This is a genomic window from Paenibacillus tengchongensis, from assembly GCF_008973665.1.
Classification (GTDB): domain Bacteria; phylum Bacillota; class Bacilli; order Paenibacillales; family Paenibacillaceae; genus Paenibacillus_AQ; species Paenibacillus_AQ tengchongensis.
On the sequence record NZ_WACP01000006.1, the window covers coordinates 70,007 to 92,339 of the forward strand.

The following is a 22,333-nucleotide window of genomic DNA, read 5'->3' on the forward strand; positions in this document are numbered from 1 at the left end:
TGACTGTCTATAATTAGTGTATGTATGGTCTGCCGGCTCTTTTCCTGCACAGCAAAAAACCTGTTTACCAAGTAAACAGGTTCAATTTAACGGTTCATCATTATCTCGGTTCTACAATTAGCTTGATTGCCGTCCGGTCTTCCCCGTCAATGACAATGTCGGTAAATGCCGGAATGCACACCAGATCGACGCCGCTCGGTGCGACAAATCCCCGGGCAATGGCAACAGCTTTGACTGCTTGGTTCAGCGCGCCTGCTCCAATCGCTTGCAGCTCGGCCGATCCACGTTCACGAAGAACACCCGCTAATGCGCCGGCAACGGAATTTGGATTGGATTTAGCTGATACTTTTAATACATCCATAGTAAGTACCTCCCCTGGGAAAAATAATGGTGTTCTTCTTCCACTACTGTAGATGTTATTCGCGAGAGAAGAAATAATTCCTTCTTTTTGCGGACTACGCCGGAGAAAATGGTACAAAAGTTACTCTTTTTCGATATAAAAAAGATCACACTACTCCCAATTAACGATGAACATTCCCAAAATACCTATTATTTACGTTGCCGTCTAGCTCATGACCCATTCATCTTCACGCAGCCTTATTTTCTCCAGTCGTGTTGCCTTTCCCGTAGCCTCGTCAATCTCCGCGAATAACCCGTGCAGCTGCCATTTGCCTTCATCGACCACGAATCGGGCCGGAAGCTGGGTAGTGAATTTGTAAAGAACTGCATCTTTTTCCATACCCAAAATTCCTTCCCTTGAACCAACCATGCCGGCGTCGGTCAAATACGCTGTTCCTCCCGGCAGAATCACATCATCATTGCTCTGCACATGGGTATGCGTGCCCACAACGATCGAAGCCCGGCCATCCATAAAATAACCCATGGCGATCTTTTCGGAGGTTGCCTCAGCATGAAAATCCACCAGAATGCATTTGTGGCTGCGCCGCAGCTCATCAACAATCTCTTCGCCGATCCGGAACGGATCATCGATTGCCGGCAAAAAGGTGCGTCCCTGGAGATTGACAATAGCCAATTGTTTCCCGTTTCCTTTGACCACTGTGTATCCTCTGCCCGGCGTCCCCGGCGGGAAGTTCGCCGGCCGGATCATCCGCGGCTCATCATCAATAAACTGAAAGATATCCTTGTTATCCCAGGTGTGATTGCCCAGCGTAATGCCGTGCACCCCCCAGTTAAAGAATTCATTGGCAATGGCTGAGGTAATCCCCCGGCCGGCTGCAGCGTTCTCGCCGTTGGCGATGATGATATGCGGCTGGTACTTACTCTTCAGGGTAGGCAGCATTTCTCGCAGCGCTTTTCTGCCTGTATTGCCTACAATGTCACCGATAAATAGTACTTTAATGATACTCTCCTCCTATTTGTAACCCCCGCTGTTACTTGGGTGCTTGTCAATAAATGAAAGAAAAAAGGTCCCTTAAGGGGACCATTTCTTCTGCTGCAAAATCGTGTACCGTCTTCCGTAAAAACGGTACAGCGGATTTCGCAATCTTATTTGGCATATTCGACTGCCCGTGTCTCGCGGATAACGGTAACTTTGATATGACCCGGATAATCCAGTTCACTTTCAATCGTCTTCGTAATATCGCGGGCCAGGCGGAAGGCTTCTGCATCGTCGATCTTCTCAGGCTGCACCATCACGCGAACCTCACGGCCCGCCTGGATTGCATAAGACTTCTCGACGCCTTCGAAGCTTTCCGAAATCTCTTCCAGCTTCTCCAGACGTTTGATGTACGTCTCCAGCGTCTCACGCCGTGCACCCGGCCGTGCGGCCGACAATGCATCGGCTGCACCCACCAGCATCGCGATTACCGAAGTAGCCTCGCAATCGCCGTGGTGTGATGCAATACTGTTGATAACCACCGGATGCTCTTTGTATTTCTTCGCCAATTCGACGCCAATTTCCACATGTGAACCTTCCACTTCGTGGTCAAGCGCCTTGCCGATATCATGAAGCAACCCGGCACGTTTTGCTAGCACAATGTCTTCCCCAAGCTCACTGGCCATAAGTCCACTCAGATACGCAACTTCCATCGAGTGTTTAAGTACATTTTGACCGTAGCTCGTACGGAATTTCAAGCGGCCAAGAATTTTAATGAGGTCCGGATGCAAGCCATGAACGCCAACCTCAAAGGTTGCCTGCTCACCGTATTCACGGATCCGTTCATCGACTTCCTTGCGGGATTTCTCCACCATTTCCTCGATCCGTGCCGGATGGATACGTCCATCGGCCACGAGTTTCTCCAGTGCAGTCCGCGCCACCTCACGGCGGATCGGATCAAATCCCGACAAAATCACGGCTTCCGGCGTATCATCAATAATGAGATCAATACCAGTAAGAGTTTCCAGCGCACGGATATTCCGTCCTTCACGGCCGATAATCCGTCCCTTCATCTCTTCATTCGGCAACGTTACTACAGATACCGTGGTCTCCGCCACATGATCGGCTGCACAGCGCTGAATCGCCAGGGTAATAATTTCGCGTGCTTTCTTGTCCGCTTCTTCCTTGGCCTGCTGCTCAATGTCCTTGATCATCTGCGCGGTTTCATGACGCACTTCTTGTTCTACGTTGCTGAGAATGATCTCTCTGGCATCGTCGATACTCAAATTGGAGATACGCTCCAATTCTGTGACCTGATTCTTGTAAATAACATCAATTTGCTGTTGGGTCTCATCAATTCGTTTCTCTTTGTTAGCTACTTGTTCTTCTTTTCGCTCAAGCGATTCCATTTTTTTATCCAGCGTTTCTTCCTTTTGCAGTAAACGTCTCTCTTGACGTTGGATTTCGTTCCGACGTTCACGAGTTTCTTTTTCAGCTTCAGTACGAATTCTGTGGACCTCGTCCTTAGCCTCGAGTACCGTTTCCTTCTTCAGCGCCTCCGCTTCCTTCTTCGCGTTCTCCACGATGACGACAGCTTCCTTCTCAGCGCTGGAAATTTTAGCTTCTGCAAGGGATTTACGAATAAAATAACCGAATCCAAAGAAAATTGCAGCTACAACGAGAACGATTAATATGACCCAGATCCATGATACCATCTAGTTCACCTCCTCGTTGGTTCCTCCAAGGAACAATCCTTGGTACTTGTGCAGTTGTTAAACTATCCGTTCATCACCATACAAAAAACCGGTAACCCACCGATTGCCATACTGCACATGCTGCACATGCACATTGCCCGCCATTCACGGCGATTACATATCATATGAGTTGTACGTGAACCGGAAAGTAAAGTCAGCTTTTTGGGAAGGAAAAAGGACTTCTTATCCATGCCGATTCATGTTATATTTTATTATTTATAAAATGACATTGTCAAGAGAGTCGAAACCTCTGTGAAAGTCAAGACAATCAGTCCGAAAAGTAGAACTCTTCTTCATCGCTTTCTGCGTTCTCTTCCTGTATCAATTGATTCAGCACACGCCGCACCAGTTCACCCGGATAACCGCGGCGCATCAAGAACGCTCCGGTCTTGTTATACTTCTCTCTCGCTTCACCGCGGAGCGCGTTCCATTTCTTCCGCCCCGTCTGAAGCGCGCTCTCCAGCTCCTGCTCCGGCGTTATATTCTCCAGTGCCTCTGAGATCAATGACTTATCGACCCCTTTATCGCGCAGTTCCTGACGAATCCACAGCTTGCCCTTCTTCTGGTTCATTAGCCGCTGTTCCGCCCATTGTCTGGCATATAAACTGTCATCCACCAAACGTTCCTGCTCCAGCCGCTGCAGAACCTCGGCTATAATAGTCTCTCCGATTTCCTTCTGCCGTAAACGGCGGGCAATCTCCTCCGCAGTCCGCGGTTTAAGCCCCAGATAACGCAAAGCCTCCACGTAAGCCCGCTGACGCTCGTCGGCGACAATGACTTCCTGCAGTTCCTCTTTCATAAAAGAGCTGCCTGTAATCATCCGGTATTTAATCATGACATCCTCATGAACCGTCATATTATATTGCCCAAAATGGATGATGTACCGGTGGTCTGCTTTCTTCTGCCGCTCCACACGAGTAATGATCAGCTGTTCATTACTCGGAAAATCGGCAAGCACCGATTCTTTCTGTTCTTCCGGCTCCGGATTCAGCTGAATTACCATTTCTGCATTTCACCTCTAGCTTGATGTTTGTTCGGGTACCTTACTGTAATATTTCTAATAAAAAGCGCCCTGTAAATATTCTTCACAGGGCGCGCTATTGCCTATCGTATTATTCAATTTCCAGCAGCAGATTTTGTTCTTCCTCTTCCTCTGCGGCAATCTCTGCCTCGGTTGGGGCTGCTACTATCGTCGACAGGCTGCTCGCTTCACGGATCTTGTTCTCGATCACAAGTGCAATCTCCGGATGCTCCTTCAGGAACTGCTTGGAGTTCTCACGGCCCTGGCCGAGACGTTCGCCTTCATAGGAATACCAGGCGCCGCTCTTGTTGATGATATCCATTTCTGTACCGATATCGACAAGGCTGCCTTCCTTGGAAATGCCTTCACCATACATAATATCTACATCCGCCTGCTTGAACGGAGGTGCTACCTTGTTCTTAACTACCTTAATTCTGGTACGGTTACCTACCACATCATTACCCATCTTAATACTCTCTACACGGCGTACATCCAGCCGCACAGAGGAATAGAATTTCAGAGCGCGTCCGCCCGGCGTTGTTTCCGGGTTACCGAACATTACACCGATCTTCTCGCGAAGCTGATTGATGAAGATGGCAATCGTATTGGATTTATTGATCGCACCCGATAGCTTACGCAGAGCCTGCGACATCAGACGGGCCTGCAAGCCGACATGGGAATCCCCCATATCACCTTCAATTTCCGCCTTCGGTACCAGTGCCGCTACAGAGTCCACAACGATGATGTCGACCGCGCCGCTGCGCACCAGCGCCTCGGCAATTTCCAGCGCCTGCTCGCCGGTATCCGGCTGCGAAAGCAGGAGTTCATCGATATTTACGCCAAGCGCGCTGGCATATTTAGGATCAAGCGCATGCTCCGCATCGATAAAAGCAGCTTGTCCGCCAACCTTCTGCACTTCGGCGATAGCATGCAGTGCAACCGTTGTCTTACCGGAAGATTCCGGTCCGTATACTTCAATAATGCGGCCTTTAGGAAATCCGCCGATTCCCAAGGCAATATCAAGTGCTAAAGCTCCGCTGGGTACTACTTCCACCTTCATGTGGTTGGATTCGCCCAGCTTCATGATTGAGCCTTTACCAAATTGCTTTTCTATTTGACGAAGCGCCATATCCAGCGCTGCACGACGATCTGACAATCAGACCACTTCCTTCACTTGTTTATAGTAATATAATACCCTGTTTTTTGGGTCTTGCCAAGCTTTTTTTCGAACATACATTCGTTTTTTTGCCTCCGGAGCTGCTTAAACAAGTGTATGCCTGGATAACAAACAAAAAACCGCAGCAAATTAATTTCATTGCCACGGTTCTTCCGTATACCCTATTATATCCCAAATGATACTCTTATTGCAATCCCGAGCCTTCAAGCGGTGTCTCTACCTTACGCGCTTCCAGCCTGCGCCAGAGACGGTAAAGCAGCGCCTTGACTGTCCGCAGCCTGATGTTCTCACGGGTCCCTTTAAGGTTCAGCTCGTAAACTTCGGTCTTGCGGCCCCGTTCCGCCAGACCGACATACACCAGTCCGACCGGCTTGCGTTCCGAATACCCGGGACCGGCCACGCCGGTTACGGACAGGCCAAAATCGCTGTCGGCAATCATCCGTACCTGCTCCGCCAGAACCTCGGCCACTTCAGGACTGACTGCGCCAACGGCATCAGGCCCTTCCAGATAGGAGGCGGGTACATTGAGAAGCTTCTTCTTAATATCATTGGAGTAGCAGACAATTCCTCCGGCAAACATGGAGGCGCTGCCGGGAATATTAGTGATGCTCTCCATCAGGAGCCCTCCGGTGCAGCTCTCCGCCGCACTCATCGTCAGTCCAGCATCAGCCATCCAATCTACAATCAGCTGCTCCAAAGGTTCATCGATGTTGGAATACAGATGCTCAGGAAGCAGCTCCTGGATTTGCTTCTCCAAAGCGTCCAGCTTCACCATGGCGTCATGCTCCGAAGGCGCTTTGGTCGAGATGCGCACCGTGACCTCGCCCTCCTTGGCGTAAGGAGCGATCGTCGGGTCTGTCTGGTTGCGAATCAGATCAATCAGCTTATCCTCAAGCAGCGACTCGCCGATTCCGGCGAACTTCAGCATTTTGGAGTAAATCGGCATTTCATCCGTCAGCGCATGCTGCAGTAGCCACGGCTTAACCTTGTCTGTAAACATGGGCTTCATCTCCCGGGGCGGCCCCGGCAATACAATGTAATATTTATCCTCATGGGCCAGCGCCAGGCCTACGGCCAAGCCGATCTCATTGGCAAGCGGAGTGCCTCCGTCGATAACGAGCGCCTGCTTGCGGTTGTTCTCCGTCATTGTGATCTTGCGTTCATCGAAGAAACGCTGCACATGGTCCATCGCCAGCTGATCAATATGCATCGAACGGCCCAGCGATGCCGCGAGTGCATCTTTGGTCAGATCATCCTCGGTCGGACCGATGCCACCGGTGAACAGAATGATGTCCGCGCGGCTCTTGGCGATCCCGATCGCCTGCTGAATCCGGGCGCTGTTGTCACCGACTACGGTTTGAAAATAGACGTCTACTCCCAGCGCAGCCAGCTCCACCGATAAAAACTGCCCGTTGCTGTTTACAATTTGCCCCAATAAAAGTTCTGTACCTACCGCGATAATTTCCGCTTTCATAGCCGGCTTCCTCCCTCTGCTTATAATGTGAAGTACGCACTCAGCTCTATGAGACTTTTAAGATCTCTTTGTTCTTCACAAAATAATCAATACCCGAATAAATCGTAATCAACGCAGCCGCCCAAATGGCAATATCATCAACTGGGATGCTTATAAATTGGAACGGGAAATTGTTGAGCAGCAAAAGAGAAATTGCGACAATCTGCACAACGGTCTTGATTTTGCCCCATTTGCCCGCAGCCATTACTTTGCCGTCAAGAAGTGCAACCTGACGTAGCCCGGTTACAGCAAACTCCCGGCTGATAATGACCACTGCGATCCAGGAGTCGCATTTCCCCATCTCCACCAGCGAGATCAGCACAGCGGAGACAAGCAGCTTGTCCGCCAGCGGGTCCAGCAGCTTGCCGAGATTGGTAACCATGTTGTATTTGCGCGCAATGTAACCATCGATGCCGTCCGTGCTGGCTGCGAGCAGGAAGATCAGAGCAGCGATCAGGTGATTAACAGAAAGCTCAAAGGAGCCCCAATGGATCGGTTCAGGAAGAAAGCTGAAGTCCGCCAGCAGGAAAATCATCATGATCGGGATAAGACAAATACGCGCGAGTGTAATGCGGTTGGGCAAATTCACTGAAGTTCCTCCCCTGGTCCTTACGAATCCAAAATTCCACATATTTCTGCGAAACTGCTTAAGCTAGTATATTATAGCCCTATGTAGGTGTCAAAAACAAACACAAAGCACCCCGCTAAGGCAGTTATCAGCACCGCGGGGTACATGGAATTACTTGAAGTTATTAAACTGCAGATCAAGCGGCAAATCGGCATTCCGCAGCAGCTGAATGATTTGCTGCAGATCATCTCTGCTCTTTCCGGTCACGCGGATCTGGTCTCCCTGGATCTGGCTCTTGACCTTCAGCTTCGAATCGCGGATCAGGATGTTGATCTTCTTGGCATTATCCTGATCGATCCCCTGTTTGAGGCCGAGACGCTGGCGGACGGTTCCCGAAGCGGCCGGTTCGATCTTGCCAAAATCCAGATTCTTGAGCGTAATCCCGCGCTTAACCATCTTGGACTGCAGGATGTCGATAACAGCGTTCAGCTTGTATTCATCCTCAGAGGCGATAATCAGCGCGTCCTTCTCCAGTTTCAGACTGCTCTTGCTGTTCTTGAAGTCAAACCGGTTGGCGATTTCCTTCTCCGTCTGATTCACGGCATTGGTCAATTCCTGCATGTCCATCTTCGATACAATATCAAACGAGCTTTCCGAAGCCATTGTTCCACGTCCTTTGTTTACAATTATACTGTTCCTATTATATGAAAAAGTCGCTGCCAAGTCTAATAATGGAAAAGAACAGGCAAAACACGCCTCCCGGGGCTGACCTCGGGAGGCGTCGGTACATCGGTACTATCTGCTGCGGGCGGGAGCCCGGAACATATCCAGAATTCCCAGCACGATATGCGCCAGTCCGAAGCCAAGAATTCCATAGCCCCACGCGCTCGGCGTCAAGTAATAGCCAAGCAGGCTGACTATAATACCAAGTCCGGTAACGATCCAGCTGACGGTCATGAGTGAATACACCTCTCTTTGGCGTAAGAACTGTAAATCACTCCTAGGTTCTCCAATAACCCGAAAACTATACCTGACCGTTATTCACCGCCGTCACCGTTGTTGTCTGCTTCATCCGTGCTTTGCGCCTCATCTCCGCCAGCGGCCGATGACCCGTCATCAAGCTGCAGCAGCAGCCGTGAAGAGGTTTTGCCGTCGGTAATCTCCTGGCCGTTGACGGTAATTACGGTAGCCGGTGAATAGCCGGATTTGATGTACATTCCTTGCGCATCAAGCGTAAAGGTCATATTGTCACCATCGGCGGTATTGCCGAAGCTGAGCTTCTCCCCCTTGGAGTTCTCGCCGCGGTAAACCTCGAGCCAGCTCGTTCCGGTAGCAGCGATCTTCACTTCGATGGCGCTGCCTTCCGGCGCAGTTACTTTGAATTTGGTCGTCTTGCCCGATTTGCCATCTTCCGTAACGGTTACCGGCTGTGTGGTCGGCGAAGGACTTGGCGTCGGTGCCGCTGTCGGCGCCACTGTCGCCTGTGCCGTATTATCTGCTCCCGCCGTTGCCGAAGGAACAATTCCGCCGCCTACCGCTGTCGGCGAAGGCGTCGCCTCGGAAGGATTCTGCGTTGCATTGGTGACATTAGAGGAATCGACGGTCGCGGAATCTGATTTATCCCAATTGTGCGACGCGTATATATAAATCACGACGACGATCAGTATCGGAAAGGTCCACATCAGCACGGTCGGCAGCCATTTGGTGTCACGCTGCGTCTCAGATCTGCGGCTGCGCTTCTGGATGACGGTTTCCATCGTAGTGTCCGGGGGCGCTGCGGGAACATTGCCGTGCTCCTCCATCAGCTCGTCCGGATTGACGCCGACAGCTTCCGCGTAGGTTTTGATAAATGCCCGGACATAGAAGCTCCCCGGCAGCACCTTATAGTCGCCTGCTTCGATGGCTTCTAGATATTTTTTGCGAATTTTTGTGACTTCCTGGACATCGTCAAGGCTCATTCCCTTTTGCAGGCGCGCCTCTTTCAACTGCTGGCCCAGTTCCGACATATACCATCACCTCCTGGAATGTAATAATGCTGCGTATCTTTAAAGATCATCCGTATAAGCCGTAAACGACTCATACTGAATCTCTTCGTTCGGTGTATTGCGCAGTTCGATGATAATATCGAAATCGTCATAGCTGTACTCGGATTCCCGCACAAAAATGTCCGGATGCTCAATTACCTTCGTACTCGGCATGCTCATCACTTGCTGCAGCAAATTGTAATGCTTTTCGTTTGAACGGATTGTACTGACGATCCCGTCAATGATAAATACGTTCTGCGGATTCATCTCATCCTCGGCCAGCTGGCTGCGGACCGTCTGCCGCAGCAGCGTCGAGGACACAAAGGTCCAGCGCTTCATTGCACAGACGCTTCCTGCAATAATCGATTCGGTCTTGCCGACACGGGGCATGCCACGTAGTCCTATAACCTGATTCCCCTCCCGCTTAAACAGCTCGCCGAGGAAATCGACCAACAGACCAAGCTCATCCCGGGTGAACCGGAATGTCTTGCGGTCGTCAGAGTCACGGTCAATGTAGCGGCCATGGCGGACGGCAAGCTTGTCGACCAGACGCGGAGACCGCAGTGCAGTCACCGTTATATTATCAACCTTTTTGAGCATTTCGCCCATCAGCATAATCTTCTCGTCGTCGCTCGTTTCCAGCAGCATTCCCCTGGTCTTGCCTTCGACGCCGTTAATGGTCAGAATATTGACCTCCAGCATACCGAGCATCGACGCGATGTCCCCGAGCAGACCTGGTCTGTTCTTATGTATCTTGTACTCCATATACCATTGTTTATATTCCACTTCATGCACCTCATAGATTCCTTTTCCCGACACTTTCCGCCTAAAACAACAAAAAAACCGGCTTCCGTAAGTGTTCTGAAACACGGGTCATGTTAATGATATATAAAATACTTTTGAAAGGCAAGCCGCCCCTGTAATAATTGCAGAAAAGCTCCCTGACGGGAGCTTCTTCCGCGTGCTATGCGTTTTTCTTGGCCAGCTTGACCATCAGGGAAGCAATGGTATGCTTCTCTGCATCCGTGCCGACATCCCATAGCTCTTTGATCGCCCGGTTGGAATAATTCCCGGGATCGACTTTCTTATCGAGGAACTCCCCGATTTCGTAAGCCAGCTTGGAGATGGTTTCGTCGCTCATCCCCATCTTTTCGGCCTGAATGACCTTATCGCCGAGAAAGCTTTTCCAGGTATCAAAGTTCTTCACTACGGATTCTGTTGACATCTTAAATCCTCCTTCAGGGTTACGGCCGCCTGCCTTGTGTAAGGGACGCCGCTTGCGTGAGATTTAAAAGCAACAGTATTAATATGTGTCCGTACGGAGCTTCTTATGCTGGAGCATTTCGCCAATCTCCGCCGGCTAGGAGGTCAGGTGATCCAGCCGCCGTTCGGGCTGATGATCTGGCCCGTGATGTACCCGGACTCCGGCAAGGCCAGAAAATAAACCAGCGATGATATCTCCTCAGGCGCCGCCAGCCGCCCGGCCGGAATCTCCTCCTCCAGCATGCGCATCTCATCTTCCTGCAGATTGGAAAGCATGGAGGTATGGACAGCCCCGGGCGCTACGGCATTTACTGTCACAGCCGAAGGCGCCAGCTCTTTGGCCAGCGCCTTGGTAAAAGCGTTGATGCCTCCCTTGCTGGCCGAATAGGCCACCTCGCAGGAAGCTCCGGAAATCCCCCAGACCGATGATACATTGATAATCCTTCCGAACCGCTGGGAAATCATATGCTGCATAAAAATCTGGCTGCACAAAAAGGTTCCCTTTAGATTGACGGCCATGATATCATCCCATTCCTGCTCCGTCACGTCGGCCAGCATCCCGTAGTGGGCTTTTCCGGCGTTGTTCACCAGAATGTCCGGCAGCATGCCGCTGCTCTCCAGACGTTCCGCCATGCGCTCAAGCTGGGTGCGGTCGCGGACATCGGCCGCTACTGTCAGCACCTTCGCCCCAAGCGCCATGCAGCGTCGTGCCACTTCATTGGCCGCTTCATGCGAATTCATATAATGAATGACAATATTCATTCCCACAGAAGCAAACCGCTCGGCGATTGCGCCCCCGATTCCCCCGCTGCCCCCGGTGATAAGCACTGTCATTTCTTTAATGGGTTTGCCGCTCTCTCCCGGAAGCGCCATTACGGACTCACCACAAGCGATACAGACATCTGCTCCCAGTCAATATGCTCCCGCAGCCGCTCGTTCACATCTTCCAGGGTAAGCGATTCGTATACGGGCAGCACCTCAAACAGATCTCCGCCGCGGAACTGGTAGCGGGTAAACTCATGTGCGATATTTTCAGGCGAATTCAGCATACGCAGATAACCGCCGATTTTCTTTTTGCGGGCGCGTTCGAAGTCTTTGGCGGTGAAGCCGCTCTCCAAAATAGCCGAGACTTCTTCCTTGATCCGAGCAATCAGTTTGCCCGGGTCCTTCGTGTCTCCGCCGACCGCGGAAAAGGCATACTGCGGGGAGCTGTTGAATTCATGGCTGAAGCTGTCGGAAATCAGATCTTCATTATAAAGCTTCTGATACAGCTCGGTGCTGCTGCCGAACAGCAAATCCAGCATCAGCTTGGTCGTCAGGTCGCGGCGGACGGCATCCGTTCCGGTCAGGCCGGAAGTCTTCTCCTTGAAGCCGAACAGGCACTTTGGCATGGATACAGCCAGCTTGCATTCCTTCCACTTCTCAGCCACTTCCGCCGGCTCCTGCTCAAAAATCCGTTCAATCTGCCCCTGCTTGCCGTAGGATTTGGCGTTCTGATTATCCCGGATCAGCGAGAACACCCGCTCCGGCTCAACGCCTCCGACCACGAACAGCAGCATATTGCTCGGGTGGTAAAACGCATTATAGCAAGAATACAGCGTCTCTTTGGTAATCGTGCTGATCGATTCCACCGTACCGGCAATGTCGATATGCACCGGATGCTTGGAGTACAGCGCTTCGATCAGACCGAAGTAGACCCGCCAATCGGGATTGTCGGCATACATGTTGATCTCCTGGCCGATGATGCCCTTCTCTTTGTCCACATTCTCATCCGTAAAATAAGGGCGCTGCACAAAGTCGACCAGCGTGCTCAGGTTCGTCTCAATGTTCTCGGTCGCCGAAAAGAGATATACCGTCTGGTCAAAGCTGGTAAAAGCATTGGCAGAGGCTCCATTGGAAGCAAAGGTGGCAAAGATGTCGCCTTCGGGCTCCTCGAACATTTTATGCTCCAGAAAGTGGGCGATTCCGTCAGGCACCTGGGTTTCTTCCCCGCCCTCTACGCGGAAGTGATTATCCACAGAGCCGTATTTGGTGGCAAAAGTGGCATAGGCTTTCTTGAATGCCGGCTTAGGCAGCACGTAGACCTGCAGTCCGTTATCCATTTTTTCATAATACAGCGTTTCTTGAAGTCGTTCGTAGATTTTACTTTCCACCGCTATTCCTCCTTCTGCCCTGTCAGGAAATAAATCGTATCGAGCTGGAAGGTCTCCGCCGCCGCCTTGACATCGGACACCCCGGTACCGTCCACTTGGCTCAGCAGCTCCGCGGTTGTACGGTTCTTGCCGGACAGCTGCCGGTTGAAATCGAAGGAGATCATTTCGAACGCGGAATCCTGAATCTCGGACAGCAGGTTACGGATCATCGCTTTGGTCTGGCTCATTTCCAGATCGGTAATGTTTCCGTTTCTCAGCTCATCCAGCTGCTTGCGGATAATATCGACGGCTTTATCGTAATTTTGGGTTTCAATCCCGGATTGGATCGTGCCGATGCCTTTGTGGCCATCATAGCGGGACGACGCATAATACGCCAGACTTGCTTTCTCCCGTACATTGACGAACAGCTTGGAATGCGGATATCCGCCCAGAATCCCGTTGTACATCAGCGCCGCTGCATATTTGTCGTCACTGTAGGTAATTGAAGTGCGCAGCCCCATGTTCAGCTTGCCTTGATTAACATTAAGCCGTTCCTCGACTGTCCGGACCTCCCCCACCTGCACCGGTGTAAAGCGGGAACCATACTCTGCAGTACTGGCATTTCCCCGCCCGAAATGGGCAGCCACCAGCTTCTCCACTTCCTCGGGAGTCGTGTCGCCGACGACATACAGATCAAAGATCGCATTGTCCAGCCACTTCTGGTAAGTGCCGTACAACGATTCCGGAGTAATCTTGTCAAGATCCTTCCGTTGTCCCAGCGGATGCAGCCGGTAAGGCTCGCCGGCGCACATCTCTTCAATGCAGCGTTCGGCGGCATAGCGGATTTTATCGTTCACAATCGCTTCCAGCTTCTTGCGCACCGTCTCGCGTTCAGTGTTGACATAGGCAGTGCGGAAGTGGCCGTCTTCCACCAGCGGGCGTGTAAGCACCTCGCCAAGAAAGGCAAAGGATTCCGCCAGCAGGCTGTCTTTACTCTGTACAAAAGAATCGTTGATCGTGTCCATCCGAAATTGGAGAATCTGATAATCGCCCCGTTTGTAGATGTCGAAACCAAAGCCAGCCCCGTACAGTTCCTCCAGCCGCTCACGGAACTGGATCGTTTCCGGGTAGGAGGCTGTACCCCTGCGGAGTACAAAAGGCATTGTCGCCGTCTCGGTCACCGTATTCTCGTCCAGCGGGACACCTGCATACAGCGAAATGGCAAACGTCTTGAACGCCTTGGTCGGCAGAACATGAATCCGTATGCCCGCCGCGCTGCCATGTTGAAATCCGTTATTTGTCAAGTCCAAAACTCCTTTACGACGTGAATAGGTGCTTCTCAAATAAGTGTATGAAGTATTATCCATTCTAAACCATTCCAAAGTAAGGAAGCAACCGGAACCCTGGTCCGGTTGCTTGAACTTGAAATATCGTTACCTACATGCAGAAAATATGCTCGCCAATCGTCTTCACCTGGGGACGGGTCCATATCCATTTAGATGTCGCCGTCTTGGGATTGAAGTAGTACAGGCAGCCGCCGGAAGGGTCCCAGCCGTTCAGTGCCTGCTGCACCGCTTTACGCGCCTGCTCGTTGGGCTCCAGATAAATCTGACCGTCCGCTACCGCTGTGAAGGCGCCGGGCTGAAAGATTACGCCTGATGGCGTGTTTGGAAAGCTTGGCGATTTAACCCGGTTGAGAATAACCGCCGCCACGGCAACCTGGCCTTCAAACGGTTCACCCCGCGCTTCGCCGTAAACAGCGTTCGCCATGATCTTCAAATCATTGTCGGACAAGCCCATCGTGTTGCCGGAGGACAGACCGGCGTTGCCGCCATTGGTTTTCTCGGTCTTCTGATTCTGTTTATCCCCGTTACTGGCGCCTGCCGTATCTGTGCGCGGTTCCGTCGGTCTCCATGCTTTTGTGGCATTGTACAGCTTCAGCTTCGTTTTGCCTCCGACAATACCGTCAACCTTCATGCCGAATTTCCATTGGAACCACGTTACGGCATTTTTTGTCTTCGGCCCGAACTGGCTGTCAATTTTGCCGCCGTAATAGCCGAGATGCTTCAGTCGTCCCTGCAGCTCATACACATCCTGGCCGGAGGAACCAAGTTTAAGCGGTGTCGTTCCGAATACGGGAAGGGCCTCATCATCGAAAGCAGCCGGATTTGGTTCCTGCGCCGCCGCATAAGCGCTCGCATAGCTGCCGGGCTTCTCCGCCAGGAGCTGGCCCGCGAACGGAGCGGTAGCCAAGGCTAGGGTGATCGCCGCTAAAATCCATTGCTTCTGTTTTGTCATAGGGTGCGCTCTACCTTTCTGTGTTAGTTCTGCATGAATGGCTAAAGTTATTATGACGACTGGCAGGGCTTCCTATGCATTGCAGCGGCGGAACATATAGAAAGAGTGGCTGTTATGCACAAAAACGCCCTTTCCTTAAAGGAAAGAGCGCTTCGAGACAGGATCTATATGCTATGAACTGATCCGGTTATTATGCTGGTACTGCTCCAGCGACATCAGCACCTCGCGCGGCTTGCTGCCCTCGTAAGGGCCGATCACGCCGCGTGCTTCCATCGCATCGATCAACCGGGCAGCCCGGGTATAGCCTACGCGCATACGCCGCTGCAGGAGCGAGACCGAGGCCTGCTTCGCTTCCAGTACAATCTGCACTGCCTGGTCGTACAGTTCATCCTGCGGCTCCTGATCCTCCGCTGCCGCTTCATCATCGACTTCAGGGACGATCGATTCATCGTATACAGCCTCACCCTGGCTGCTGACATATCCGACGACCGCTTCGACCTCCTGGTCGCTCAGGAACGCGCCCTGCACACGAACCGGCTTGGAGGCGCCCATCGGCAGGAACAGCATATCGCCGCGGCCGAGCAGCTTCTCGGCACCCGGCGAATCGAGGATGGTGCGCGAATCGACGTTCGAGGACACGCCGAAGGCGATCCGCGACGGAATGTTTGCTTTGATCAGTCCGGTGATGACATCGACCGACGGCCGCTGGGTGGCGATAATCAGGTGGATGCCTGCCGCCCGCGCCATTTGCGCCAGCCGGCAGATCGCATCCTCCACATCGTTCGCCGCTACCATCATTAGGTCGGCAAGCTCGTCCACAATGACGACAATGTAAGGTAATACCGCTGACGGGTTGTCTTTCATCAGCAGGTTGTAGCCCTCCACATTGCGAGTGCCTGACTTGGAGAACAGCTCATACCGTTTCTCCATCTCCACAACGATCTTCTTCAGCGCGAGGCTCGCACGTTTCGGATCGGTAACAACCGGAGCCAGCAGATGCGGAATGCCGTTATATACGTTCAGCTCGACCATCTTCGGGTCAACCATCAGGAATTTAACCTCATTAGGCTTCGCTTTATAAAGAATACTGGTGATAATGCCGTTGATGCAAACCGATTTCCCGGAGCCGGTAGCGCCCGCCACCAGCAGATGGGGCATCTTGGCCAGATTGCCGATAATGGTCTGGCCGGAAATATCCCGGCCGAAAGCAATCGACAGCTTCGCCTCGGCCTCCTGGAATACCTGTGTTTCCATAACTTCGCGCATGGTAACGACAGATACCTCGGGATTCGGGACCTCAATCCCGATTGCCGATTTGCCGGGAATCGGTGCTTCCATCCGGATATCCTTGGCGGCAAGCGCAAGCGCAATATCATCGGTCAGATTGACGATCCGGCTGACCTTCACGCCAATGTCCGGCTGGATTTCATAGCGTGTCACAGCCGGTCCGCGGACGACTTCAAGCACCTTCGCCCGTACGCCGAAGCTTTCCAGCGTCGCCTCCAGCTTGCGGGCAGTCTGCATATAATCGTTCTGGTCGCCGCCTTTGCCGCCGTTGTTAGGCTTCGAGAGCAGGCGGAACGGCGGCAGCTTGTACGGCTTCGGCGGAGGCGGAAGCGGTGCCGGCGGGAGGACCGCCTCACCGTTATCCGTCTCCGGAGGCAGCTCGCTGTGAGCCGCCGTCATATCCGGCAGGACCTCATCTTCCATAGCATCTGCGGCATCCAGGACAGCCATCTCCATTCCGGGCGCAGGCTTCGCCGCGCTGCCGCGTGCCGCCGGCGAGAATCCGCCCCATTCCTCCCGGTCTTCTTCCGAGAGACCTTCGGAACGGATATGCTCAAAGAAATCACGGATGATCGGTGTAACAGGCTCCAGATCATCGTCTTCGGTAAACTCCGGCTCCCGGTCATCCCAGACGGCTCCATGCCCGGATGCTCCCTCGTTAATCGCATGCTTCTGTGGTACTCCGGTAAATACAATAGGATCACCGGCGGCAGTAGGATCGCCGTCATCCTCATCCAAGTTCGGCCCCGTTCCGGCTGGAGCCTTATTCTGCCCTGCTCCGCTGAACCAGCCGCCGATGGTCTTCAGGAAGGCTGGTCCGCTGCGCTTAGGCAACGGCAGCTCTTCTTCATCCTCGAAGTAATCGTCATCATCGTCCGGTTCCGGCAACGGAGCCGCTGGTTTACGCGCTTTGGCGGCACGGGGGGCAACCGGCACCGCCTTCGGGCGGTTGGCGGCCTTCTGCCGCAGATCGTCCAGCAGCTTCACACCGTGCACTCTGATCCAGGTAAACAGCTCCACATAAGACAGATTGGTAATCAGCATAAAGCTGATGGCCAGCATGACAATCATCAGCAGCTTGGCCCCGAGATTGCCGAACAGCCACAGCAGCGCCGCATATTCGAGCGCACCGATGTAACCGCCGCTGATGTCCTTGCCCAGCATATAGGCTCCGCCATCGTCCGGCCCCGGCTTCAGCGATCCCGACAGGTCGTTATGTATTTGCGCCAGCACATTGCCCGGATGGAGCATGCCAAGCGGACCCAGCTTCTGCTGCATAGCGGAAATGGTGCTCATCAGGCATAGGGCCAGAACCAGCAGCAGTGCGCCGGACTGGCGGCTTGTCCATTTGGAGGGCCACCTCCGGTGAATCATTACCATGAGCCCGTATATTATGCCGACAAGCGGCAGCACAAAATAAAATCGCCCAAATAAATAACCCGCCATGCTGGAGAGCGTACGTCCCACGGCCGCTTCCCCCGATAAGGCAATGACGGAAAGGGTAATCAGTATAATTCCGTAAATTTCATATTTCAGAACGCTGCCCAACAGGGCTTTCTTCTTCTTCTTCTTTCTGCGCTTCGCCACAGTAGAGCCACCCCCGGAACAACATTATACCATATAATGGCGTGGCGTACCTATGTTCTCTTTTGTCGGATATTGGGCAGCGTATAAGAAGCCCTTGGGCAGGGACAACCTGTCTCCGGCCAGGCTATCTCAGCCGTCATAGCGGATAATGGCACCGGGGGCAAAGGCCGGGTCCAGGTATTTATCGAGGGGACACTGCAGCAGCCGGACCACCCGGGCATCACCGCCTTCCAGCGGCTCCACCTGCATGAGCATGCCTTGAACATTCACTTCGCGGTATGATGCCGCCGCCGGCTGAATGGCACCGGCCAGAATCTGCTCCACCGGCAGCACCGTATACATCGTCATTGCGTCAGCCCCCCTTGCGGTACGGCAGGTGCGCCGACAGGGGCTGCGGCCTGAGCAGCGATCATCCGGTTCAGTTGGGCGAGTGCCAAACCGATGCCGCCCACTTCATCCATCAGTCCGTACTTCACGGCGTCATAACCGCCGACAGCCGTGCCAATATCCCGGTTCAGCTCCCCGGTCTTGAACATCAGATCCTTAAATTGCTGCTCGGTGATCCGGGAATGCGAGGTGACGAACCGGACCATCCGCTCCTGCATCCGCTCCATGTATTCAAACGTCTGCGGTACCCCGATTACCAGCCCGTTCATCCGGATCGGGTGAATGGTCATCGTCGCGCTTTCGGCAATGATGGAATAGCTGGAAGCCACCGCAATCGGCACACCGATGCTATGGCCGCCGCCGATCACTACCGTTACCGTAGGCTTGGACAGTGAAGCGATCATCTCGGCGATGGCCAATCCGGCCTCTACATCCCCGCCTACGGTATTGAGAATAATCAGCAGCCCTTTAATGCTCTTACTCTGCTCCGCCGCCACCAGCTGCGGAATAATATGCTCGTATTTGGTCGTCTTGTTATGCGGCGGCAGCACAAAATGGCCCTCAATCTGACCAATGATCGTCATGCAAAAAACATCGGGCTCCCCGCTGGGTACCGCTGTCTGCCCCAGCTCCTTTACGATCCCGGCCGGCCCCGGCGGAATCTGTTCATGTCCTTCCGGCTTGATATCGCCGGGATTCAGCTCCTCATTACCGCCACCCTTGCTGATTCCACTCATCATTTCCATGGCCCGCATTCTCCTTTTCCGCTTCAAGTTCTAGTCATCGCTTACTGAATCCTTAGTATGACAATGAGAAGGGCAGATCTATTCAGCGGGAAGCCTGCTTACGGCAAAAAAGCCCCTCTTCGCGGAAACCGTCCAATATTTCCGGGAGAGGGGCCTTGATTATAAATGAGCGCAATGTACGAATTGCGATCCCTGTTTAAACTTCCATAATAATCGGCAGAATCATCGGTCTGCGGCGCGTCTGTTCGAACAGGAAGCGGCCCAGCGAATCTTTGACGCTTGTCTTCAGCGACGCCCATTCGTTGACCTTCTCGCTCATCAGACGCTGCAATGTGCTGGAGACGATCCGGTTCGCTTCGTCGAGGAGTCCTTCCGACTCACGCACATAGACAAATCCGCGCGAGATAATATCCGGTCCGGAGACAATAGCCCCGTTCTGCTTGCTCAGGGTTACAACGACCACCAGAATACCGTCCTGGGACAGCAGCTTACGGTCGCGCAATACGATATTGCCGACATCGCCTACACCAAGGCCGTCAATCAGCACATTGCCGGAAGTGACCTTGCTGGCTCTGCGCGCCACACCGCCCTGAATCTCGATCACTTCACCGATCTCCGTGATGAAGATATTCTCCGGCTCTACGCCGACGGATTCAGCCAGCAATGCATGCCTGCGCTGCATCCGGAATTCACCGTGAATCGGCAGGAAGAATTTCGGCTTCATCAGATTCAGCATCAGCTTCAGTTCTTCCTGGCTGCCGTGCCCGGAGACGTGTACGCCGGAATTCGAACCGCTGTAGATGACATTGGCGCCGAGGCGGAACAGCTCATCGATGGTGCGGCCGACATACTTCTCGTTGCCCGGAACCGGCGTGGCAGCAATAATGACCGTATCGCCCGGCAGGATATCCACCTTGCGGTGGCTTGAGCGCGCCATGCGGGTCAGTGCCGACATCGGTTCGCCCTGGCTGCCCGTGCAGAGCACAACCACACGGTTGCCGGCCATCCGGTTCATCTCTTCCGGCTCAATCAGCATGCCGTCCGGTACATGGAGATAACCCAGCTCGGAGGCGATGGATACCACATTGACCATGCTGCGGCCAATCACGGTAATCTTGCGTCCGGTAGACTCGGCGGCATTCACCACCTGCTGAATGCGGTGTACGTTGGAAGCGAAGGTTGCCACAACCACACGCTGATCTGCTTTGCGGAAAATATCCTCCAGGACGATGCCGACATTCTTCTCCGAAGGCGTAAAGCCCGGTTTCTCGGCATTCGTGCTGTCCGACAGCAGGGCGAGAACACCCTTCTGCCCGATTTCGGCCATACGGTGCAGGTTGGCGTATTGATCATTGACTGGGGTGTGGTCAAATTTGAAGTCGCCGGTATGGACTACACTGCCTTCCGGTGTCTCAATGCAAACCCCGACAGAATCGGGAATACTGTGGTTCGTTCTGAAGAACGTAGCCTTAAGTGTGCTGCCAAGCTCAACCACGGAATCCTCGTGAATGAGAATCCGCTTCGTTTCGCCGAGCAGATTAGCTTCCTTCAGCTTGTTCTCCACCAGGCCCAGCGTCAGTCTTGTTCCGTATACAGGAACATTCAAATTCTTCAGTACATAAGGCAATCCGCCGATGTGGTCCTCATGTCCGTGCGTCAGCAGAATGCCTCTGACCTTGTCACGATTCTCTGTCAAATATGAGATATCAGGAATAACGATATCAATACCAAGCATATCCTCTTCTGGGAACTTCAACCCGGAATCCACGACCACAATGTCGTTTCCGTATTGAATAACGTACATGTTCTTCCCGATCTCACCGACTCCGCCCAGTGCGAAGATCATTAGTTTATCGTTGTTGTTATTTTTTTTGGACAAATGAATCTAACCCTCCTATGATGTTGGACGTCATACGTTTATTTTGTAAACCATTGGCTCATTATCTCAGCGGCGCTGAACACATTGCTAAATTGCCGAAAGCTTCCGCGGTTAACAGGAAATTTGCGCTGATCCTATACTTATATACACATCCCAGTGTAGCCAAAAACCCCCGAATCCGGGTAGTGAGTTCCTTCTTGAAGACGATATCCGCCGTCAAACATCACTGCCGCGTCCTCTGCATGAGCATTTGCCTGTAGACAGACTTATACTAGGACCTATCCTGTTTACAATGTAAAAAAACATTGACGGAAGATTACCGCATATTTAATTTTAACCGCACCCAGTCACTTGAGAACATTATACATGATTTTTTTGGCAAAAGACAAGTCACTCTGATGGTCAGCCTATTCTTTCCATAAAAATCGAGGAATCTTGCCATATAAAAACCGGCTTCCTCCCGGAAGCCGGCCAAAGCTTAATATTGCTTAACAAGCGTTTCAATAAAATCTGCTTCCTCGGCGGAAGGCGGTACTAGCGGCAGGCGGACAGAACCGACATCAAGTCCGCGGAGGCCCAGCGCATACTTTACCGCCGAAGGATTCGGCAGGGGCTGCGGACATTCAAAGAGGCCCTTGAAGACCGGGAACAGCCGCCGGTGCAGCCGGCCTGCCTCCAGCACATCCCCCCTGGTGAAGGCATCAATCATTGTCTTCATCTCCGGCCCGACGATATGGCTGGCCACACTGATAATGCCATGGCCGCCGACAGCCAGCGCTGCCAGACCCGCAGAGTCATCGCCGGTATACACATGGAAGTCTTCCGGACACGCCGAGCATATTTGGGTGATCTGGTCGACCGATAAGCATTCCTTGGTGGCAACAATGTTCGGAATTTCGGCCAGCCGCAGCGTTGTCGCCGCGCTCATACTGACCCCTGTCCGGCCCGGAACATTATACAGAATGCAAGGCAGCGACGTCTCCCCGGCAATCGCCGCGAAGTGACGGTACAGCCCTTCCTGATTCGGTTTATTGTAATACGGGACGACAAGCAGTACACCGTCCACGCCGATTTTCTCCGCTTCTTTCGTTAGATCTATGGAATGCTTGGTGCTGTTGGTGCCGGTTCCGGCAATGATCTTGCAGCGCCCGGCCGCATGCTCCTTCACAAATGCGAACAATTGCAGCTTCTCCCGGTCGCTGAGCGTAGGCGATTCGCCGGTAGTGCCGCAAACCACCAGCGCATCAGATTTCTGTTCTTCAATCAGGTAATCCACCAGCCGGGAAGCTGCTTCCCAGTTGATCTTGCCCTCTCCGTCAAACGGAGTAACCATAGCTGTGATTAATCTTCCGAAGTCCACG

General features: G+C 52.8%; 21 protein-coding genes. All 21 read right to left on the bottom strand.

The features are described from left to right. Positions 1-100: 100 nt before the first annotated feature. A complete protein-coding gene (locus F1381_RS11780) occupies positions 101-361 on the bottom strand; it encodes a stage V sporulation protein S (RefSeq protein ID WP_068723905.1) in 261 nt (86 codons plus the stop codon). Between the two features lie 204 nt (positions 362-565). Next, positions 566-1,360: a TIGR00282 family metallophosphoesterase gene (locus F1381_RS11785; RefSeq protein WP_151735057.1), complete on the bottom strand. Its 795-nt coding sequence runs from the start codon at positions 1,358-1,360 to the stop codon at positions 566-568. 146 nt (positions 1,361-1,506) lie between these two features. Continuing rightward, a complete protein-coding gene (gene rny / locus F1381_RS11790) occupies positions 1,507-3,051 on the bottom strand; it encodes a ribonuclease Y (RefSeq protein WP_151735058.1) in 1,545 nt (514 codons plus the stop codon). Between the two features lie 307 nt (positions 3,052-3,358). Beyond that, entirely contained in the window at positions 3,359-4,093 is a 735-nt protein-coding gene (locus F1381_RS11795; protein ID WP_151735059.1) for a regulatory protein RecX, read from the bottom strand. Between the two features lie 109 nt (positions 4,094-4,202). Continuing rightward, on the bottom strand, positions 4,203-5,267 hold the full coding sequence (gene recA, locus F1381_RS11800; protein ID WP_151735060.1) for a recombinase RecA: 1,065 nt from the start codon (positions 5,265-5,267) through the stop codon (positions 4,203-4,205). Positions 5,268-5,472: 205 nt separating this feature from the next. Then, complete coding sequence (locus tag F1381_RS11805; RefSeq protein ID WP_151735061.1) at positions 5,473-6,762, bottom strand: competence/damage-inducible protein A; 1,290 nt, start codon at positions 6,760-6,762, stop codon at positions 5,473-5,475. A gap of 46 nt (positions 6,763-6,808) precedes the next feature. Further along, positions 6,809-7,390, bottom strand: coding sequence for a CDP-diacylglycerol--glycerol-3-phosphate 3-phosphatidyltransferase (gene pgsA / locus F1381_RS11810; protein WP_151735062.1), 582 nt, complete (start codon positions 7,388-7,390; stop codon positions 6,809-6,811). A 150-nt stretch (positions 7,391-7,540) separates the two neighbouring features. After that, complete coding sequence (locus tag F1381_RS11815; RefSeq protein WP_151735063.1) at positions 7,541-8,032, bottom strand: YajQ family cyclic di-GMP-binding protein; 492 nt, start codon at positions 8,030-8,032, stop codon at positions 7,541-7,543. A 132-nt stretch (positions 8,033-8,164) separates the two neighbouring features. Next, entirely contained in the window at positions 8,165-8,326 is a 162-nt protein-coding gene (locus F1381_RS28245; protein WP_167347618.1) for a hypothetical protein, read from the bottom strand. 80 nt (positions 8,327-8,406) lie between these two features. Further along, the gene (locus F1381_RS11820; RefSeq protein ID WP_151735064.1) at positions 8,407-9,375 is read right to left on the bottom strand and encodes a helix-turn-helix domain-containing protein; all 969 of its coding nucleotides are present in this window, start codon (positions 9,373-9,375) and stop codon (positions 8,407-8,409) included. 39 nt (positions 9,376-9,414) lie between these two features. Next, a complete protein-coding gene (locus F1381_RS11825; RefSeq protein ID WP_151735065.1) occupies positions 9,415-10,179 on the bottom strand; it encodes a DUF3388 domain-containing protein in 765 nt (254 codons plus the stop codon). A gap of 178 nt (positions 10,180-10,357) precedes the next feature. Next, positions 10,358-10,618 (bottom strand): DUF3243 domain-containing protein, encoded by a 261-nt coding sequence (locus F1381_RS11830; protein WP_151735066.1) that lies wholly within the window; start codon positions 10,616-10,618, stop codon positions 10,358-10,360. A 143-nt stretch (positions 10,619-10,761) separates the two neighbouring features. Further along, positions 10,762-11,529 (bottom strand): elongation factor P 5-aminopentanone reductase, encoded by a 768-nt coding sequence (gene ymfI, locus F1381_RS11835; RefSeq protein ID WP_151735067.1) that lies wholly within the window; start codon positions 11,527-11,529, stop codon positions 10,762-10,764. After that, positions 11,529-12,809: an EF-P 5-aminopentanol modification-associated protein YfmH gene (gene yfmH / locus F1381_RS11840; RefSeq protein ID WP_151735068.1), complete on the bottom strand. Its 1,281-nt coding sequence runs from the start codon at positions 12,807-12,809 to the stop codon at positions 11,529-11,531. Before yfmH ends, ymfI begins: the two co-directional genes overlap by 1 nt. Before the next feature lie 2 nt (positions 12,810-12,811). Continuing rightward, complete coding sequence (yfmF, locus tag F1381_RS11845) at positions 12,812-14,092, bottom strand: EF-P 5-aminopentanol modification-associated protein YfmF (protein ID WP_151735069.1); 1,281 nt, start codon at positions 14,090-14,092, stop codon at positions 12,812-12,814. A gap of 133 nt (positions 14,093-14,225) precedes the next feature. Next, positions 14,226-15,086: a spore cortex-lytic enzyme gene (sleB, locus tag F1381_RS11850; protein ID WP_151735070.1), complete on the bottom strand. Its 861-nt coding sequence runs from the start codon at positions 15,084-15,086 to the stop codon at positions 14,226-14,228. Positions 15,087-15,257: 171 nt separating this feature from the next. Further along, a complete protein-coding gene (locus tag F1381_RS11855; protein ID WP_151735071.1) occupies positions 15,258-17,960 on the bottom strand; it encodes an FtsK/SpoIIIE family DNA translocase in 2,703 nt (900 codons plus the stop codon). 129 nt (positions 17,961-18,089) lie between these two features. After that, the gene (locus F1381_RS11860) at positions 18,090-18,308 is read right to left on the bottom strand and encodes a YlzJ-like family protein (protein WP_151735072.1); all 219 of its coding nucleotides are present in this window, start codon (positions 18,306-18,308) and stop codon (positions 18,090-18,092) included. Continuing rightward, positions 18,305-19,087 (bottom strand): ClpP family protease, encoded by a 783-nt coding sequence (locus F1381_RS11865; protein WP_425495266.1) that lies wholly within the window; start codon positions 19,085-19,087, stop codon positions 18,305-18,307. The genes F1381_RS11860 and F1381_RS11865 overlap by 4 nt, the downstream gene beginning before the upstream one ends. A gap of 202 nt (positions 19,088-19,289) precedes the next feature. Further along, positions 19,290-20,939, bottom strand: coding sequence for a ribonuclease J (locus F1381_RS11870; protein WP_425495267.1), 1,650 nt, complete (start codon positions 20,937-20,939; stop codon positions 19,290-19,292). A 511-nt stretch (positions 20,940-21,450) separates the two neighbouring features. Further along, the gene (gene dapA / locus F1381_RS11875; RefSeq protein WP_151735075.1) at positions 21,451-22,332 is read right to left on the bottom strand and encodes a 4-hydroxy-tetrahydrodipicolinate synthase; all 882 of its coding nucleotides are present in this window, start codon (positions 22,330-22,332) and stop codon (positions 21,451-21,453) included. Position 22,333 lies beyond the last annotated feature (1 nt).

Bases quoted from the DNA above. Each gene is read 5' to 3' on its own strand.
- F1381_RS11795 (WP_151735059.1), bottom strand. From the start codon at position 4,093: ATGGTAATTCAGCTGAATCCGGAGCCGGAAGAACAGAAAGAATCGGTG.
- F1381_RS11865 (WP_425495266.1), bottom strand. From the start codon at position 19,087: ATGATGAGTGGAATCAGCAAGGGTGGCGGTAATGAGGAGCTGAATCCC.
- ymfI (WP_151735067.1), bottom strand. From the start codon at position 11,529: ATGGCGCTTCCGGGAGAGAGCGGCAAACCCATTAAAGAAATGACAGTG.
- F1381_RS11820 (WP_151735064.1), bottom strand. From the start codon at position 9,375: ATGTCGGAACTGGGCCAGCAGTTGAAAGAGGCGCGCCTGCAAAAGGGA.
- rny (WP_151735058.1), bottom strand. From the start codon at position 3,051: ATGGTATCATGGATCTGGGTCATATTAATCGTTCTCGTTGTAGCTGCA.
- F1381_RS11780 (WP_068723905.1), bottom strand. From the start codon at position 361: ATGGATGTATTAAAAGTATCAGCTAAATCCAATCCAAATTCCGTTGCC.
- F1381_RS11805 (WP_151735061.1), bottom strand. From the start codon at position 6,762: ATGAAAGCGGAAATTATCGCGGTAGGTACAGAACTTTTATTGGGGCAA.
- sleB (WP_151735070.1), bottom strand. From the start codon at position 15,086: ATGACAAAACAGAAGCAATGGATTTTAGCGGCGATCACCCTAGCCTTG.
- F1381_RS11830 (WP_151735066.1), bottom strand. From the start codon at position 10,618: ATGTCAACAGAATCCGTAGTGAAGAACTTTGATACCTGGAAAAGCTTT.
- F1381_RS11860 (WP_151735072.1), bottom strand. From the start codon at position 18,308: ATGACGATGTATACGGTGCTGCCGGTGGAGCAGATTCTGGCCGGTGCC.
- F1381_RS11815 (WP_151735063.1), bottom strand. From the start codon at position 8,032: ATGGCTTCGGAAAGCTCGTTTGATATTGTATCGAAGATGGACATGCAG.
- F1381_RS11870 (WP_425495267.1), bottom strand. From the start codon at position 20,939: ATGATCTTCGCACTGGGCGGAGTCGGTGAGATCGGGAAGAACATGTAC.
- F1381_RS28245 (WP_167347618.1), bottom strand. From the start codon at position 8,326: ATGACCGTCAGCTGGATCGTTACCGGACTTGGTATTATAGTCAGCCTG.